Raw genomic sequence first — 15,447 nt, 5'->3', positions numbered from 1 at the left:
AGTACGGCATAAACGTCGCTACTAAAGCCATCTCCACTGTGATACGAATAACCTTTGAATAAATATTCATCGCATCAATCTATTCTTCGCATTTTGCTAACTCGAGTTAGCGATCGCCTTTTAAAGCTATTTTAGGTATACAAATTAGCCAAATCATTTGAGTTAAAACTGTGATGCATAACCATTAAAATCTAATAACCATATGATTATACGTAAAATTTATTTTTCTCCCGCTAAATAATAATTTGACAGAGATCGTATTTTAACTACTTCTCGTGAAGCCCCTCACATTTCAACAACAAAAAAGTTGTGCATAAAAAGCCTACAAACCTAAGCTAACTCGAGTTAGCAAATAATGACCAATACTACTGCTTCGGTGGTTTCCTTTCTCCGCCTTAGCAGAGCGCCAATAAAGCGAGATGAGGAATCCTGATGAAAATTAATACGTTACCGAAAATTGGTATCCGCCCGGTTATTGACGGTCGTCGCATGGGTGTTCGTGAGTCGCTTGAAGAACAAACAATGAATATGGCGAAAGCCACGGCCACACTGCTGACCGAGAAACTGCGCCATGCCTGCGGAGCTGCCGTCGAGTGTGTCATTTCCGATACCTGTATCGCGGGTATGGCTGAAGCCGCTGCTTGCGAAGAAAAATTCAGCAGTCAGAATGTAGGCCTCACCATTACGGTAACGCCTTGCTGGTGCTATGGCAGTGAAACCATCGACATGGATCCAACCCGCCCGAAAGCTATTTGGGGCTTTAACGGCACTGAACGCCCCGGCGCTGTTTACCTGGCTGCGGCTCTGGCAGCTCACAGCCAGAAAGGCATCCCGGCATTCTCCATTTACGGTCATGACGTTCAGGATGCCGATGACACATCGATTCCTGCCGATGTTGAAGAAAAACTGCTGCGCTTTGCCCGCGCCGGTTTGGCAGTCGCCAGTATGAAAGGTAAAAGCTATCTGTCGCTGGGCGGCGTTTCGATGGGTATCGCCGGTTCCATTGTTGATCACAACTTCTTTGAATCCTGGCTGGGAATGAAAGTCCAGGCGGTGGATATGACCGAACTGCGTCGCCGTATCGATCAGAAGATTTACGACGAAGCCGAACTGGAAATGGCACTGACCTGGGCTGATAAAAACTTCCGCTATGGCGAAGATGAAAATAACAAACAGTATCAACGCAATGCCGAGCAAAGCCGCGCAGTTCTGCGCGAAAGTTTACTGATGGCGATGTGTATCCGCGACATGATGCAAGGCAACAGCAAACTGGCCGATATTGGTCGCGTGGAAGAATCACTTGGCTACAACGCCATCGCTGCGGGCTTCCAGGGACAACGCCACTGGACCGATCAATATCCCAATGGTGACACTGCCGAAGCGATCCTCAACAGTTCATTTGACTGGAATGGCGTGCGCGAACCCTTTGTCGTGGCGACCGAAAACGACAGTCTTAACGGCGTGGCAATGCTAATGGGTCACCAGCTCACCGGCACCGCTCAGGTATTTGCCGATGTGCGTACCTACTGGTCACCAGAAGCAATTGAGCGTGTAACGGGGCATAAACTCGACGGACTGGCAGAACACGGCATCATCCATTTGATCAACTCAGGTTCTGCTGCGCTGGACGGTTCCTGTAAACAACGCGACAGCGAAGGTAACCCGACGATGAAGCCGCACTGGAAAATCTCTCAGCAAGAGGCTGACGCTTGCCTCGCCGCTACCGAATGGTGCCCGGCGATCCACGAATACTTCCGTGGCGGCGGTTACTCTTCCCGCTTCCTTACCGAAGGCGGCGTCCCGTTCACCATGACCCGTGTCAACATCATCAAAGGCCTCGGACCGGTACTGCAAGTCGCGGAAGGCTGGAGCGTGGAATTGCCGAAGGATGTGCATGACATCCTCAACAAACGCACCAACTCAACCTGGCCAACTACCTGGTTTGCACCGCGCCTCACCGGTAAAGGGCCGTTTACGGATGTGTATTCGGTAATGGCGAACTGGGGCGCTAACCACGGGGTTCTAACCATCGGCCACGTTGGCGCTGACTTTATCACTCTCGCCTCCATGCTGCGTATCCCGGTATGTATGCACAACGTTGAAGAGACTAAAGTGTATCGTCCTTCTGCCTGGGCCGCGCACGGCATGGATATTGAAGGCCAGGATTACCGCGCTTGCCAGAACTACGGTCCGTTGTACAAGCGTTAATACATTACTCCCTGATGTGATGCCCGGTCGCTCCGGCTACCGGGCCTGAACAAGCAAGAGTGGTTAGCCGGATAAGCAATGTTATCCGGCTATATTGCAGGAGCGATTATGAAACAAGAAGTTATCCTGGTACTCGACTGTGGTGCGACCAATGTCAGGGCCATCGCGGTTAATCGGCAGGGAAAAATTGTTGCCCGCGCCTCAACGCCTAATGCCAGCGATATCGCGATGGAAAACAACACCTGGCACCAGTGGTCTTTAGACGCCATTTTGCAACGCTTTGCTGATTGCTGTCGGCAAATCAATAGTGAACTGACTGAATGCCACATCCGCGGTATCGCCGTCACCACCTTTGGTGTGGATGGCGCTCTGGTAGATAAGCAAGGCAATCTGCTCTATCCGATCATTAGCTGGAAATGTCCGCGAACAGCAGCGGTTATGGACAATATTGAACGGTTGATCTCCGCACAGCAGTTGCAGGCTATTTCTGGCGTCGGAGCCTTTAGTTTCAATACGTTATATAAGTTGGTGTGGTTGAAAGAAAATCATCCACAACTGCTGGAACGCGCGCACGCCTGGCTCTTCATTTCGTCGCTGATTAACCACCGTTTAACCGGCGAATTCACTACTGATATCACGATGGCCGGAACCAGCCAGATGCTGGATATCCAGCAACGCGATTTCAGTCCGCAAATTTTACAAGCCACCGGTATTCCACGCCGACTCTTCCCTCGTCTGGTGGAAGCGGGTGAACAGATTGGTACGCTACAGAACAGCGCCGCAGCAATGCTCGGCTTACCCGTTGGCATACCGGTGATTTCCGCAGGTCACGATACCCAGTTCGCCCTTTTTGGCGCTGGTGCTAAACAAAATGAACCCGTGCTCTCTTCCGGTACATGGGAAATTTTGATGGTCCGCAGCGCCCAGGTTGATACTTCGCTGTTAAGTCAGTACGCCGGTTCCACCTGCGAACTGGATAGCCAGGCAGGGTTGTATAACCCAGGTATGCAATGGCTGGCATCCGGCGTGCTGGAATGGGTGAGAAAACTGTTCTGGACGGCTGAAACACCCTGGCAAATGTTGATTGAAGAGGCTCGTCTGATCGCGCCTGGCGCGGATGGCGTGAAAATGCAGTGTGATTTATTGTCGTGTCAGAACGCTGGCTGGCAAGGAGTGACGCTTAATACCACGCGGGGGCATTTCTATCGCGCGGCGCTGGAAGGGTTAACTGCGCAATTACAGCGCAATCTACAGATGCTGGAAAAAATCGGGCACTTTAAAGCCTCTGAATTATTGTTAGTCGGTGGAGGAAGTCGCAACACATTGTGGAATCAGATTAAAGCCAATATGCTTGATATTCCGGTAAAAGTTCTCGACGACGCCGAAACGACTGTCGCAGGAGCTGCGCTGTTCGGTTGGTATGGCGTAGGGGAATTTAACAGCCCGGAAGAAGCCCGCGCACAGATTCATTATCAGTACCGTTATTTCTACCCGCAAACTGAACCTGAATTTATAGAGGAAGTGTGAAATGCTGAAAACAATTTCGCCGTTAATTTCTCCCGAACTATTGAAAGTGCTGGCAGAGATGGGACATGGAGATGAAATTATTTTTTCCGATGCTCACTTTCCCGCCCATTCGATGGGACCGCAGGTGATCCGCGCTGATGGCCTGTTGGTGAGCGACTTGCTCCAGGCGATTATCCCGTTATTTGAACTGGACAGTTATGCACCGCCGCTGGTGATGATGGCGGCGGTAGAAGGTGACACTCTCGATCCTGAAGTAGAACGACGTTACCGTAATGCGCTTTCACTACAAGCCCCGTGTCCTGACATCATCCGCATCAATCGTTTTGCGTTTTATGAACGGGCGCAAAAAGCCTTTGCGATCGTTATCACAGGCGAACGAGCGAAGTACGGGAATATTCTTTTAAAAAAAGGGGTAACACCGTAATCTCATACCGGTACGCCCGCATGACGCGGGCGGTTATCGAATGATGGGGTGAAAAATATGAAAGCGGCACGCCAGCAAGCGATAGTCGACCTGCTGCTGAACCATACCAGCCTGACCACGGAAGCTCTCTCTGAACAGCTAAAGGTCAGTAAAGAAACCATTCGTCGCGATCTCAATGAATTACAGACGCAGGGTAAAATTCTGCGCAATCATGGACGCGCTAAATATATCCACCGTCAAAATCAAGACAGTGGCGATCCCTTTCACATCAGGCTGAAAAGCCATTATGCGCATAAAGCAGATATCGCGCGCGAGGCGCTCGCGTGGATTGAAGAAGGGATGGTAATAGCCTTAGACGCCAGTTCAACCTGCTGGTATCTGGCACGCCAGTTGCCTGACATCAACATCCAGGTCTTCACCAATAGCCATCCGATTTGCCATGAACTCGGTAAACGCGAACGCATTCAACTGATCAGTTCCGGCGGCACACTTGAGCGCAAATATGGCTGTTACGTCAATCCCTCGCTGATTTCCCAACTTAAATCGCTGGAAATCGATCTGTTTATTTTTTCTTGTGAAGGGATCGATAGCAGCGGCGCACTGTGGGACTCCAATGCCATCAACGCTGATTACAAATCGATGCTATTAAAACGTGCCGCGCAATCGTTGTTATTGATTGATAAAAGTAAATTTAATCGTTCAGGGGAAGCCCGCATCGGGCATCTGGATGAGGTAACGCACATTATTTCTGATGAGCGCCAGGTTGCAACTTCTTTGGTAACAGCCTGACGGAAAGGGTAGCAGGCCGGAGACGACGCCCCGGCCTTGCCTGTTATCGCTCGTCGCGACGCCCCCCCACCGCAGCCCAGATGCGGCGGACGTGCACCGTCACTTCTTCGCGATCGTGATACAACTGCCGCGCCTGAATCTGAGCATTTATGCCATGTTCATCAAGCTGTGCCTGAATATACGCCAGATTGTGTGACACTTCTTCGTAGCGTTTTTTCATCGGCAGTTTGAGGTTGAAAATGGTTTCACGACACCAGCCATTAACCAGCCACTGCGCCATCAATGCCGCAACTTTCGCCGGTTTTTCAACCATATCGCATACCATCCAGGAGATATTGCTGCGCGTCGGACGGAATTTGAAACCGTCTTCCCGCAGCCACGTCACCTGTCCGGTATCCATCAGACTTTGCGCCATCGGGCCGTTGTCGACGGAATAAACCCACATGTTGCGCTTCACCAGTTGGTAGGTCCAGCCGCCAGGGCAAGCGCCCAAATCCACCGCCCACATCCCGTTCGCCAGGCGTTCATCCCACTCATCCGCAGGAATAAACACATGAAATGCCTCTTCCAGTTTGAGCGTGGAACGACTCGGCGCATCTGCCGGAAATTTCAGGCGCGGAATGCCCATATAGAACGGCGAATTATTGTTGCTGTATGAGTAACCGGTATAGCAGCAGCCTGGTGCAATGAAGAATACATGCACTACCGGACGCTTCGGCGTTTCATAGTTCGCCAGCACCCCGGCATCGCGCAAGGCAGCGCGTAGCGGCACGGTGAATTTACGGCAGAATTTCAGCAACTCTTTGCTTTCGTTGGTATCGGCAACTTCAACACGCAGTTCACCGCCCTTCTCTACTACACCCTGTAACATGCCGACAATGGGGGTAATACGATCTTCTGGCGGCAAATGCTGCAGGAGTTCCCCCACCACAAACCACTGGCGGGCAAAAATTAATGAACTGAACGGCAGCTCACGGATTAACTTATCGCCATCATCAGGTTGATAACATTCATAAATGACATAACCCGCATTCTCTTTCACGCGGGCAAAACCGAAAATTTCCCGCTGGCCGGCTTTATCGGTAATTTCTGCGGCGCACTCTTTTTCAAAGCCCGGACGGCACAGCAATACAACCTTATTCATGACTTACGCCCTTGCGCTTTAAACGGATAGCACCAACTAACATTAACGCCCAGCCCGCAAGGAAGCTCACGCCGCCAACCGGAGTGACAAACGCCCACAAACGCAGATGGGACAGTGCCAGGCAATAAAGGCTGCCGCTGAACAGCACCGTGCCTAACGCGAGGAAAACGCTACTCCAGTAAAACCAGATACTGATGCGACGCTGCATTGCCACCGCCAGACCTAAGATCGCCAGCGTATGAAACGCCTGGTATTCGAGGCCGGTCTGGATCCAGCCCATCTCAACGGCCCCCATGGTTTTACTTAACACATGCGCGCCAAAAGCGCCCAGAGCCACAAAAATGAAGCCGCTAATGGCGGCGAAAATCAGCATAAAACGGCTGGTCATGGTCGTACCCTACGTAAATTATTGTTCATAACGAAAGCGGAATTTTTCTTGTTCAGCAGCGGCTTTCGCCAGGATCCATTGGCGAAAGGCGGCTATTTTACCCAGTTCTGCCTGGCTGTCATGACAAACCAGATAAAAAGCGTTTTTACTGACCAGAACATCATTAAACGGGCAAACAAGACGTCCGGCTTCAATTTCAGATTGCGCCATCACGTTATTTGCCAGCGCCACTCCCTGCCCGTGGATAGCCGCTTGCAGCACCATGGCGCTATGGCTAAAAATTGGCCCTTGCTGAACGTTGATATGATTTAACCCCAACTGTCGGGTATATGTCTGCCAGTCACGGCGCGAAGCATCATGTAATAACGTATGTTTAGCCAGATCTTCCGGGGTCTTCAAGGGTTTTTCGCCAGTCAGCAGTAGCGGCGAACACACCGGCAATAAATATTCGGCGTACAGTTTTTCCACCCGTAGCCCCGGCCAGTTGCCCCGACCATAAAATATCGCCACATCAACATCATCCGCCAGCTTATCTTCCTGACGATCAACCGCCTGGATTCGAACGTCAATTCCCGGATAAGCTGAATTAAAGCTGGAAAGTCGCGGAACCAACCAATGAATGGCGAAACTGGGGAGTAAACTGACCGTCAACGCCCCCTTGGCGCTACGGGCCTGGAGTTTACGCGTCGCTTCGGTTAATTGCGAAAATATCTCTTTGATATCGAGGAAATAGCTTTGCCCTTCCTCGGTCAGCAGGAGTGAACGATTACGGCGGCGGAACAGTTTTAGCCCCAAAAAATCCTCAAGAGACTTGATTTGATGACTTACTGCGGCCTGGGTCACAAAAAGCTCTTCTGCTGCGCGAGTGAAACTTAAATGGCGTGCTGCGGCATCAAAAACTCGTAAGGCATTTAGCGGTGGTAATCGTTTAGACATGGCTTTTAAACTTTGATGTTAAATGAATTTAACAATTAGATCACACTGTGTAACCTATTAGTTTTTTTAATCTGAGCCATTATAAATTGTCCGTTGAGCTTCTACCAGCAAATACCTATAGTGGCGGCACTTCCTGAGCCGGAACGAAAAGTTTTATCGGAATGCGTGTTCTGGTGAACTTTTGGCTTACGGTTGTGATGTTGTGTTGTTGTGTTTGCAATTGGTCTGCGATTCAGACCATGGTAGCAAAGCTACCTTTTTTCACTTCCTGTACATTTACCCTGTCTGTCCATAGTGATTAATGTAGCACCGCCTAATTGCGGTGCTTTTTTTTACCTTGCGATCGCGAATTACTGATCCAGTTCGACCATCTCTTTCACGTCAGTACGGTTGATCTGCTGTTTGTTGCCATTAGCGTCTTTATACGAAATCATACCGGTATCGTTATCAGTCTGTGGTTTGCCGTCAGAGACGATGGTACGTCCGTCATTGGTGTGCATCACATAGTTCGAACCGGAACAGGCGCTCAGGACAAAAGTCAGCATACAGGCAGAAATAATTGCGGCAGTCTTTTTCATCATCTTCTCCTTAAAGCGATTAATAAATCTTAATAGTATTGATTAACAGGCTAAAATTAACGCCTAACACTATTCAGCATATGTTACTTACGCGGCTTCGCCAGGATATCCAGATAATTCTGATGGTTAGCACTCTCCTTGTATCAAAGTGAATTTTGCGTCACGATCGGTGCATCAAGCCGAGGAGTACCATGAACGTTTTTAATCCCGCGCAGTTTCGCGCCCAGTTTCCCGCACTACAGGATGCGGGCGTCTATCTCGACAGCGCCGCGACCGCGCTTAAACCTGAAGCCGTGGTTGAAGCCACCCAACAGTTTTACAGTCTGAGCGCCGGAAACGTCCATCGCAGCCAGTTTGCCGAAGCCCAACGCCTGACCGCGCGTTATGAAGCTGCACGAGAGAAAGTGGCGCAATTACTGAATGCACCGGATGATAAAACTATCGTCTGGACGCGCGGCACCACTGAATCCATCAACATGGTGGCACAATGCTATGCGCGTCCGCGTCTGCAACCGGGCGATGAGATTATTGTCAGCGTGGCAGAACACCACGCCAACCTCGTCCCCTGGCTGATGGTCGCCCAACAAACTGGAGCCAAAGTGGTGAAATTGCCGCTTAATGCGCAGCGACTGCCGGATGTCGATTTGTTGCCAGAACTGATTACTCCCCGTAGTCGGATTCTGGCGTTGGGTCAGATGTCGAACGTTACTGGCGGTTGCCCGGATCTGGCGCGAGCGATTACCTTTGCTCATTCAGCCGGGATGGTGGTGATGGTTGATGGTGCTCAGGGGGCAGTGCATTTCCCCGCGGATGTTCAGCAACTGGATATTGATTTCTATGCTTTTTCAGGTCACAAACTGTATGGCCCGACAGGTATCGGCGTGCTGTATGGTAAATCAGAACTGCTGGAGGCGATGTCGCCCTGGCTGGGCGGCGGCAAAATGGTTCACGAAGTGAGTTTTGACGGCTTCACGACTCAATCTGCGCCGTGGAAACTGGAAGCTGGAACGCCAAATGTCGCTGGTGTCATAGGATTAAGCGCGGCGCTGGAATGGCTGGCAGATTACGATATCAACCAGGCCGAAAGCTGGAGCCGTAGCTTAGCAACGCTGGCGGAAGATGCGCTGGCGAAACGTCCCGGCTTTCGTTCATTCCGCTGCCAGGATTCCAGCCTGCTGGCCTTTGATTTTGCTGGCGTTCATCATAGCGATATGGTGACGCTGCTGGCGGAGTACGGTATTGCCCTGCGGGCCGGGCAGCATTGCGCTCAGCCGCTACTGGCAGAATTAGGCGTAACCGGCACACTGCGCGCCTCTTTTGCGCCATATAATACAAAGAGTGATGTGGATGCGCTGGTGAATGCCGTTGACCGCGCGCTGGAATTATTGGTGGATTAATGACAAACCCGCAATTCGCCGGACATCCGTTCGGCACAACCGTAACCGCAGAAACGTTACGCAATACCTTCGCACCGTTGACGCAATGGGAAGATAAATATCGCCAGTTGATCATGCTGGGGAAACAGCTTCCGGCATTGCCAGACGAGTTAAAAGCGCAGGCTAAAGAGATTGCCGGATGCGAAAACCGCGTCTGGCTGGGATATACAGTGGCTGAAAACGGCAAAATGCATTTCTTTGGCGACAGCGAAGGGCGCATTGTGCGCGGCCTGCTGGCGGTGTTGTTGACTGCCGTTGAGGGGAAAACCGCCGCCGAGTTGCAGGCACAGTCACCACTGGCATTGTTTGATGAGCTGGGATTACGTGCGCAGCTTAGCGCCTCACGCAGCCAGGGGTTAAATGCGTTAAGCGAGGCGATTATCGCTGCGACGAAGCAGGTTTAAGCACAGAACCGGGTCGGATAAGACGTTCGCGTCTCATCCGACCTGATTGTTTAACCCTGACGCGCCGCTTTCGCCATCATCTTCTTCAGCGCATGAGAAACCGCAACAAACCCAAAGGTGGCGGTCACCATCGTTGCCGCGCCAAATCCAGATGCACAATCCATCCGCTTCGGCCCTTCTGCCGTGGCTTTCATCGCACACACCGTACCGTCTGACTGCGGGTACACCAGCGCTTCAGTAGAAAACACGCAATCCACGCCGAGCTTACCTTTACTGTTTTTCACTACGCCAAAATCGCTTTTCAGGCGCTCGCGCAACTTCGCCGCCAGCGGGTCCTGAATCGTTTTCGCCAGATCGGTAACCTGAATCTGCGTCGGTTCAATCTGCCCACCCGCGCCACCGGTTGTGACCAGTGGGATTTTATTGCGCCGACAATAAGCAATCAGCGCCGCTTTGGGCCGTACACTATCAATGGCATCAATCACGTACGAATAACCCACGCTCATATACTGCGCTACGTTATCCGGCGTCACGAAATCATCCACCACCGTTACACGGCACTCCGGGTTAATCTGGCGAATACGCTCCGCCATAACTTCCGCTTTTGCCAGCCCAACGTTATCGCGCAGGGCATGAATTTGCCGATTGGTATTGGTGACGCACACATCATCCATATCGATAAGCGTGATTGCGCCAATCCCCGTGCGCGCCAGCGCTTCCGCCGCCCAGGAACCGACACCACCGATACCAACCACACAAATATGCGCGTCAGCAAACAGTTGCAACGCTTTTTCACCATACAGACGCGCTGTGCCACCAAAACGCTGACGCCATGCATCACTAATTACCACAGACATAGCACCTCAGAATTAAAAAGGGCGAGGTTATCCCTCACCCTAAACGCATAAATGCCTGATGCGCTACGCTTATCAGGCCTACATAACTCCTGCAATATTTTGGATTTGCATGATTTGTAGGCCGGATAAGGCGTTCACGCCGCATCCGGCATGAACAACGCGCACTTAGTCAATAATCAGGATGTGAGGTTACCCCTCACCCTGTCATATCCGTAAAAACGGCATACAGAATATCACATCAGCCGCTAAAGACGTTACCTGCGCCCGGGGCGGTTTTCAGCACCCAGACACGTCCATAGTGGTTGTACCAACCTGCGCGGTGTCCGGCTTCCGGCCCGATCCCTTGATAGATATCGAAGTGTTGGCCTTTGATTGCACCACCGACATCCAGCGCCACCATCAGACGCAGTTCGTACTGACCATTAAATTTGCCGTTATTATCCAGCAACGGCACTTCTGCCAGCAAGGTAGTACCTGGCGGAATAATGGAACGATCAGAGGCAACTGACGCGCGACCAACCAGCGGCACCGCACTTGCCCCTTTCACCGGTGCAAAAGATTGCGGTTTAAAGAAAACGAAAGACGGGTTCTGTTCCAGCAGCTCGCGAACCTCCGCTTCACTGTGTGTTTCGCCCCAGTGACGAATCGCCTGCATCGACATATCTTCTTTTTTCACTTCGCCACGGTCGATCAACACCTTACCGATGCTGCGATAGGCATGACCGTTTTTCCCTGCATAGCTGAAAAAGTTAAGCGGACTGCCATCACCAAAGTCGATATACCCACTACCCTGCACATCCATAATGAAGTTATCCATCAGGGAGTTACTGTAAGCGAGAATATATTTATCACTCAATGCCCCCGCGTAGATCTCCGCACGAGACGGCAGACGACCACGTTTTGGCGGCATACGGTAAATAGGATACTGGAACTCGCCCTGGCGGGTATGGCGCGCCTGAATTACCGGCGTGTAATAGCCTGTAAACTGCACGTTACCATAGTTGTCGGCACCTTCCATCTGCCAGGCATCAATGCCGAACTGGCGCATATTGCGGGTATCACCGCCTGCGCGCAGCCACTCTTGCACCGCGTTATAAACATTACTCTGGTTGCCATACAGACGCGGTGACGAATTACGGATATGGTTAATTTGCTCGGCAAAATCACCGGCGTTAATCGGCGCGCCAACGGCATCTGGCTGGTTCACCAGAGAGAAAGGCTGGGTAAATTTCCCGTCTTTATATTGCTGTCCGCGATCGGTTGGTTTGGAAGAGCAGGCGGCAAGCATTGCCACAACCGTGCCCATAAGAAGGTACTTTACCCAACGTCCTTTCATTGTTCTCTTCTTCAGGTTAAAAAATAAGGCGCAACGAAGATAACAAACCGCCGCGTTTAATGAAATGAGCAGCCTCTCCCTGACGCAAATTTTGCACAAAAAATAGGCTTTAGTGATTTGTTTTTGTTCAAAATCATGCCAAATCCGTGATCGGGGTAAAAAAAAGGTTGCATGAAAACGCGAGCGGAGTATAGTGCGCATCCACGGACGCGGGGTGGAGCAGCCTGGTAGCTCGTCGGGCTCATAACCCGAAGGTCGTCGGTTCAAATCCGGCCCCCGCAACCAATTAAAATTTGATGAAGTAAAGCAGTACGGTGACGCGGGGTGGAGCAGCCTGGTAGCTCGTCGGGCTCATAACCCGAAGGTCGTCGGTTCAAATCCGGCCCCCGCAACCAATCAAATTTGATGAAGTAAAAGCAGTACGGTGACGCGGGGTGGAGCAGCCTGGTAGCTCGTCGGGCTCATAACCCGAAGGTCGTCGGTTCAAATCCGGCCCCCGCAACCAATTATTGAACACCCTAACGGGTGTTTTTTTGTTTCTGGTCTCCCATAAAAAAGCGCCAATCAGCGCCTTTTTATCATCCCCTTCTCGCCAGCGTCGCCCCATCGGCAAAATACGCTTTAATCCCCGCAAGAATAGACTCCGCAACTTCCTGCTGGAAAGTCGCCGTTTTCAGTTTACGCTCTTCCTCAACGTTACTGATAAACGCCGTTTCGACCAGAATGGAGGGAATATCTGGTGCCTTTAGTACGGCAAACCCGGCCTGTTCAACTTGATTTTTATGCAGCTTGTTGATTTTACCGAGCTTATTCAGTACCGCTTTACCAAACTTCAGGCTGTCGGCAATGGTCAGCGACTGTACCATATCGAACATGGTGTGGTCGACATAGCGGTCACCGCTTTTGCTCACGCCACCAATCAAGTCCGAGGCGTTCTGGGTTTGTGCCAGATATTTTGCCGCAGTACTGGTTGCACCTTTGGTTGAGAGCGCAAACACAGAGGAACCGCTCGGCTGACGACTGGTAAAGGCGTCGGCATGGATAGAGACAAACAGGTCAGCACGCTGTTTCTGGGCTTTTGCTACGCGCACTTGCAATGGAATGAAGATGTCTTCATTGCGCGTCATGTACACCTTCATATTGCCCTCTTTCTCGATCAGAGAGCGCAAACGGCGAGCTATTTGCAATACCACATCTTTTTCGCGCGTTTTGTATTTCCCCACCGCACCGGAGTCTTCGCCACCGTGGCCAGGGTCAAGCATAATGACAATCGGACGATCGCGCCCTGCTTTACCCGGTTGTGGACCACTTTGCGCTGGCGGCACCTGCTTTTCGAGGTCGCCTTTGTTGTAATCCTCCAGCAGCGCCAGCAGCGGGTCCTGCATATCCTGTGCATTGGCCGGATAGAGGTCCATCACCAGACGCTCTTTAAACCCGGCGACCGGCGCAAGGGCAAACAGCTGCGGTTTTACGTTTTGCTTTAATTCAAAAACCATCCGTACGGTTTGCGGGTCAAATTGCCCGACGCGCGCCGACTTGATGAACGGGTCGTCTGCACGAATTTGTGCCGCCATCCCCTTGAGTACCGAGTTCAGGTTTACATCTTCGATATCCACCACCACGCGTTCAGGGTTACTCAACGCGAACTGCTTATATTTCAGCTGACGATTTGATTCCACCGTCACGCGGGTGTAGCTGGACGCAGGCCAGACGCGCACCGCCACGACCTGGCTGACCGCAGCCAGACTGACCTGACTTACGCTCAATAGCCACATGGCACCCGCGCCTTGCAGTAAACGACGACGGCTGATTGCAGTGTTGGATCCTGACATGCCTCTCCCGAGCAAAAGAAATCTAAGCTGTGTAACAAGTAAACGACTAATTTGACCGGAAACTTTAGCGAAAGACGCATAATCTGTCATCTAATAAACGGTAAACATTCTTTTTATATTCACGGCATTACTGATAAAAAAGTCGCTCTCGCATAAAATTTACACTTGCACCCTGCGAAAAAACAGAATAAAAATACAATAATTTCGAATAATCATGCAAAGAGGTGTGCCGTGGTAAAGGAACGTAAAACCGAGTTGGTCGAGGGATTCCGCCATTCGGTTCCCTATATCAATACCCACCGGGGAAAAACGTTTGTCATCATGCTCGGCGGTGAAGCCATTGAGCATGAGAATTTCTCCAGTATCGTTAATGATATCGGGTTGTTGCACAGCCTCGGCATCCGTCTGGTGGTGGTCTATGGCGCACGTCCGCAGATCGACGCAAATCTGGCTGCGCATCACCACGAACCGCTGTATCACAAGAATATACGTGTGACCGACGCCAAAACACTGGAACTGGTGAAGCAGGCTGCGGGAACATTGCAACTGGATATTACTGCTCGCCTGTCGATGAGTCTCAATAACACGCCGCTGCAGGGCGCGCATATCAACGTCGTCAGTGGCAATTTTATTATTGCCCAGCCGCTGGGCGTCGATGACGGCGTGGATTACTGCCATAGCGGGCGTATCCGGCGGATTGATGAAGACGCGATCCATCGTCAACTGGACAGCGGTGCAATAGTGCTAATGGGGCCGGTCGCTGTTTCAGTCACTGGCGAGAGCTTTAACCTGACCTCGGAAGAGATTGCCACTCAACTGGCCATCAAACTGAAAGCTGAAAAGATGATTGGTTTTTGCTCTTCCCAGGGCGTCACTAATGACGACGGTGATATTGTCTCCGAACTTTTCCCTAACGAAGCGCAAGCGCGGGTAGAAGCCCAGGAAGAGAAAGGCGATTACAACTCCGGTACGGTGCGCTTTTTGCGTGGCGCAGTGAAAGCCTGCCGCAGCGGCGTGCGTCGCTGTCATTTAATCAGTTATCAGGAAGATGGCGCGCTGTTGCAAGAGTTGTTCTCACGCGACGGTATCGGTACGCAGATTGTGATGGAAAGCGCCGAGCAGATTCGTCGCGCAACAATCAACGATATTGGCGGTATTCTGGAGTTGATTCGCCCACTGGAGCAGCAAGGTATTCTGGTACGCCGTTCTCGCGAGCAGCTGGAGATGGAAATCGACAAATTCACCATTATTCAGCGCGATAACACGACTATTGCCTGCGCCGCGCTCTATCCGTTCCCGGAAGAGAAGATTGGGGAAATGGCCTGTGTGGCAGTTCACCCGGATTACCGCAGTTCATCAAGGGGTGAAGTTCTGCTGGAACGCATTGCCGCTCAGGCGAAGCAGAGCGGCTTAAGCAAATTGTTTGTGCTGACCACGCGCAGTATTCACTGGTTCCAGGAACGTGGATTTACCCCAGTGGATATTGATTTACTGCCCGAGAGCAAAAAGCAGTTGTACAACTACCAGCGTAAATCCAAAGTGTTGATGGCGGATTTAGGGTAAGCGATGAAAATCGTCGGATGCGACA

The 15,447-nt window shown here is 51.4% G+C and carries 14 protein-coding genes and 3 tRNA genes; 10 read left to right on the top strand and 7 right to left on the bottom strand.

Going from position 1 to position 15,447, the window contains the following annotated elements:
- Nucleotides 1-432 precede the first annotated feature (432 nt).
- The 4 genes from fucI (at nt 433) to fucR (ending at nt 4,948) form a co-directional block, all read left to right on the top strand.
- Nucleotides 433-2,208: an L-fucose isomerase gene (fucI, locus tag AB4H76_RS05365; protein ID WP_001400932.1), complete on the top strand. Its 1,776-nt coding sequence runs from the start codon at nt 433-435 to the stop codon at nt 2,206-2,208.
- A gap of 108 nt (nt 2,209-2,316) precedes the next feature.
- Entirely contained in the window at nt 2,317-3,735 is a 1,419-nt protein-coding gene (fucK, locus tag AB4H76_RS05360; protein ID WP_001400933.1) for an L-fuculokinase, read from the top strand.
- A 1-nt stretch (nt 3,736) separates the two neighbouring features.
- A complete protein-coding gene (gene fucU / locus AB4H76_RS05355) occupies nt 3,737-4,159 on the top strand; it encodes an L-fucose mutarotase (protein ID WP_000920840.1) in 423 nt (140 codons plus the stop codon).
- A gap of 57 nt (nt 4,160-4,216) precedes the next feature.
- Nucleotides 4,217-4,948 (top strand): L-fucose operon activator, encoded by a 732-nt coding sequence (gene fucR / locus AB4H76_RS05350; protein ID WP_000642344.1) that lies wholly within the window; start codon nt 4,217-4,219, stop codon nt 4,946-4,948.
- A gap of 43 nt (nt 4,949-4,991) precedes the next feature.
- On the opposite strand, the gene rlmM is transcribed toward fucR, so the two are convergent.
- From rlmM to AB4H76_RS05330, 4 genes are all read right to left on the bottom strand, one after another.
- A complete protein-coding gene (gene rlmM / locus AB4H76_RS05345; RefSeq protein ID WP_001045520.1) occupies nt 4,992-6,092 on the bottom strand; it encodes a 23S rRNA (cytidine(2498)-2'-O)-methyltransferase RlmM in 1,101 nt (366 codons plus the stop codon).
- Nucleotides 6,085-6,480 carry a DUF423 domain-containing protein gene (locus AB4H76_RS05340; RefSeq protein ID WP_000203905.1) on the bottom strand — a complete coding sequence of 132 codons (396 nt, stop codon included), beginning with the start codon at nt 6,478-6,480 and terminating at the stop codon, nt 6,085-6,087. Before AB4H76_RS05340 ends, rlmM begins: the two co-directional genes overlap by 8 nt.
- Before the next feature lie 18 nt (nt 6,481-6,498).
- Nucleotides 6,499-7,416, bottom strand: a complete 918-nt coding sequence (gcvA, locus tag AB4H76_RS05335; RefSeq protein ID WP_000044401.1) for a glycine cleavage system transcriptional regulator GcvA — start codon at nt 7,414-7,416, stop codon at nt 6,499-6,501.
- Nucleotides 7,417-7,766: 350 nt separating this feature from the next.
- On the bottom strand, nt 7,767-7,994 hold the full coding sequence (locus tag AB4H76_RS05330) for a YgdI/YgdR family lipoprotein (protein ID WP_001400939.1): 228 nt from the start codon (nt 7,992-7,994) through the stop codon (nt 7,767-7,769).
- Between the two features lie 191 nt (nt 7,995-8,185).
- Between AB4H76_RS05330 and csdA the strand changes: the two genes are divergently transcribed.
- On the top strand, nt 8,186-9,391 hold the full coding sequence (gene csdA, locus AB4H76_RS05325; RefSeq protein ID WP_001300698.1) for a cysteine desulfurase CsdA: 1,206 nt from the start codon (nt 8,186-8,188) through the stop codon (nt 9,389-9,391).
- The gene (gene csdE / locus AB4H76_RS05320) at nt 9,391-9,834 is read left to right on the top strand and encodes a cysteine desulfurase sulfur acceptor subunit CsdE (protein WP_000184261.1); all 444 of its coding nucleotides are present in this window, start codon (nt 9,391-9,393) and stop codon (nt 9,832-9,834) included. The genes csdA and csdE overlap by 1 nt, the downstream gene beginning before the upstream one ends.
- A gap of 50 nt (nt 9,835-9,884) precedes the next feature.
- Here the strand turns inward: csdE and tcdA are convergent, their stop codons facing one another.
- Nucleotides 9,885-10,691 (bottom strand): tRNA cyclic N6-threonylcarbamoyladenosine(37) synthase TcdA, encoded by an 807-nt coding sequence (tcdA, locus tag AB4H76_RS05315; protein ID WP_001425990.1) that lies wholly within the window; start codon nt 10,689-10,691, stop codon nt 9,885-9,887.
- A 238-nt stretch (nt 10,692-10,929) separates the two neighbouring features.
- The gene (gene mltA / locus AB4H76_RS05310; protein WP_000678646.1) at nt 10,930-12,027 is read right to left on the bottom strand and encodes a murein transglycosylase A; all 1,098 of its coding nucleotides are present in this window, start codon (nt 12,025-12,027) and stop codon (nt 10,930-10,932) included.
- A 208-nt stretch (nt 12,028-12,235) separates the two neighbouring features.
- On the opposite strand from mltA, the gene AB4H76_RS05305 reads away from it, so the two are divergent.
- The 3 genes from AB4H76_RS05305 (at nt 12,236) to AB4H76_RS05295 (ending at nt 12,532) form a co-directional block, all read left to right on the top strand.
- Nucleotides 12,236-12,312, top strand: a tRNA-Met gene (locus AB4H76_RS05305).
- Between the two features lie 33 nt (nt 12,313-12,345).
- Nucleotides 12,346-12,422, top strand: a tRNA-Met gene (locus AB4H76_RS05300).
- A 33-nt stretch (nt 12,423-12,455) separates the two neighbouring features.
- A tRNA-Met gene (locus AB4H76_RS05295) sits at nt 12,456-12,532 on the top strand.
- Between the two features lie 73 nt (nt 12,533-12,605).
- Here the strand turns inward: AB4H76_RS05295 and amiC are convergent.
- A complete protein-coding gene (gene amiC, locus AB4H76_RS05290) occupies nt 12,606-13,859 on the bottom strand; it encodes an N-acetylmuramoyl-L-alanine amidase AmiC (protein ID WP_000016907.1) in 1,254 nt (417 codons plus the stop codon).
- A gap of 231 nt (nt 13,860-14,090) precedes the next feature.
- Between amiC and argA the strand changes: the two genes are divergently transcribed.
- Entirely contained in the window at nt 14,091-15,422 is a 1,332-nt protein-coding gene (argA, locus tag AB4H76_RS05285) for an amino-acid N-acetyltransferase (protein ID WP_000237947.1), read from the top strand.
- The last annotated feature ends 25 nt before the right edge of the window (nt 15,423-15,447 follow it).

Origin of the sequence: Escherichia sp. UTM R2 (assembly GCF_048593455.1) — a bacterium.
Taxonomy (GTDB): Bacteria; Pseudomonadota; Gammaproteobacteria; order Enterobacterales; family Enterobacteriaceae; genus Escherichia; species Escherichia coli.
The sequence above is the reverse complement of the archived record's forward strand: the minus strand, read 5'-3'. Positions and strand labels throughout refer to the sequence as shown.

Bases quoted from the DNA above. Each gene is read 5' to 3' on its own strand.
- amiC (WP_000016907.1), bottom strand. From the start codon at position 13,859: ATGTCAGGATCCAACACTGCAATCAGCCGTCGTCGTTTACTGCAAGGC.
- mltA (WP_000678646.1), bottom strand. From the start codon at position 12,027: ATGAAAGGACGTTGGGTAAAGTACCTTCTTATGGGCACGGTTGTGGCA.
- gcvA (WP_000044401.1), bottom strand. From the start codon at position 7,416: ATGTCTAAACGATTACCACCGCTAAATGCCTTACGAGTTTTTGATGCC.
- fucK (WP_001400933.1), top strand. From the start codon at position 2,317: ATGAAACAAGAAGTTATCCTGGTACTCGACTGTGGTGCGACCAATGTC.
- fucU (WP_000920840.1), top strand. From the start codon at position 3,737: ATGCTGAAAACAATTTCGCCGTTAATTTCTCCCGAACTATTGAAAGTG.
- AB4H76_RS05330 (WP_001400939.1), bottom strand. From the start codon at position 7,994: ATGAAAAAGACTGCCGCAATTATTTCTGCCTGTATGCTGACTTTTGTC.
- fucI (WP_001400932.1), top strand. From the start codon at position 433: ATGAAAATTAATACGTTACCGAAAATTGGTATCCGCCCGGTTATTGAC.
- csdE (WP_000184261.1), top strand. From the start codon at position 9,391: ATGACAAACCCGCAATTCGCCGGACATCCGTTCGGCACAACCGTAACC.
- rlmM (WP_001045520.1), bottom strand. From the start codon at position 6,092: ATGAATAAGGTTGTATTGCTGTGCCGTCCGGGCTTTGAAAAAGAGTGC.
- csdA (WP_001300698.1), top strand. From the start codon at position 8,186: ATGAACGTTTTTAATCCCGCGCAGTTTCGCGCCCAGTTTCCCGCACTA.
- fucR (WP_000642344.1), top strand. From the start codon at position 4,217: ATGAAAGCGGCACGCCAGCAAGCGATAGTCGACCTGCTGCTGAACCAT.
- AB4H76_RS05340 (WP_000203905.1), bottom strand. From the start codon at position 6,480: ATGACCAGCCGTTTTATGCTGATTTTCGCCGCCATTAGCGGCTTCATT.
- tcdA (WP_001425990.1), bottom strand. From the start codon at position 10,691: ATGTCTGTGGTAATTAGTGATGCATGGCGTCAGCGTTTTGGTGGCACA.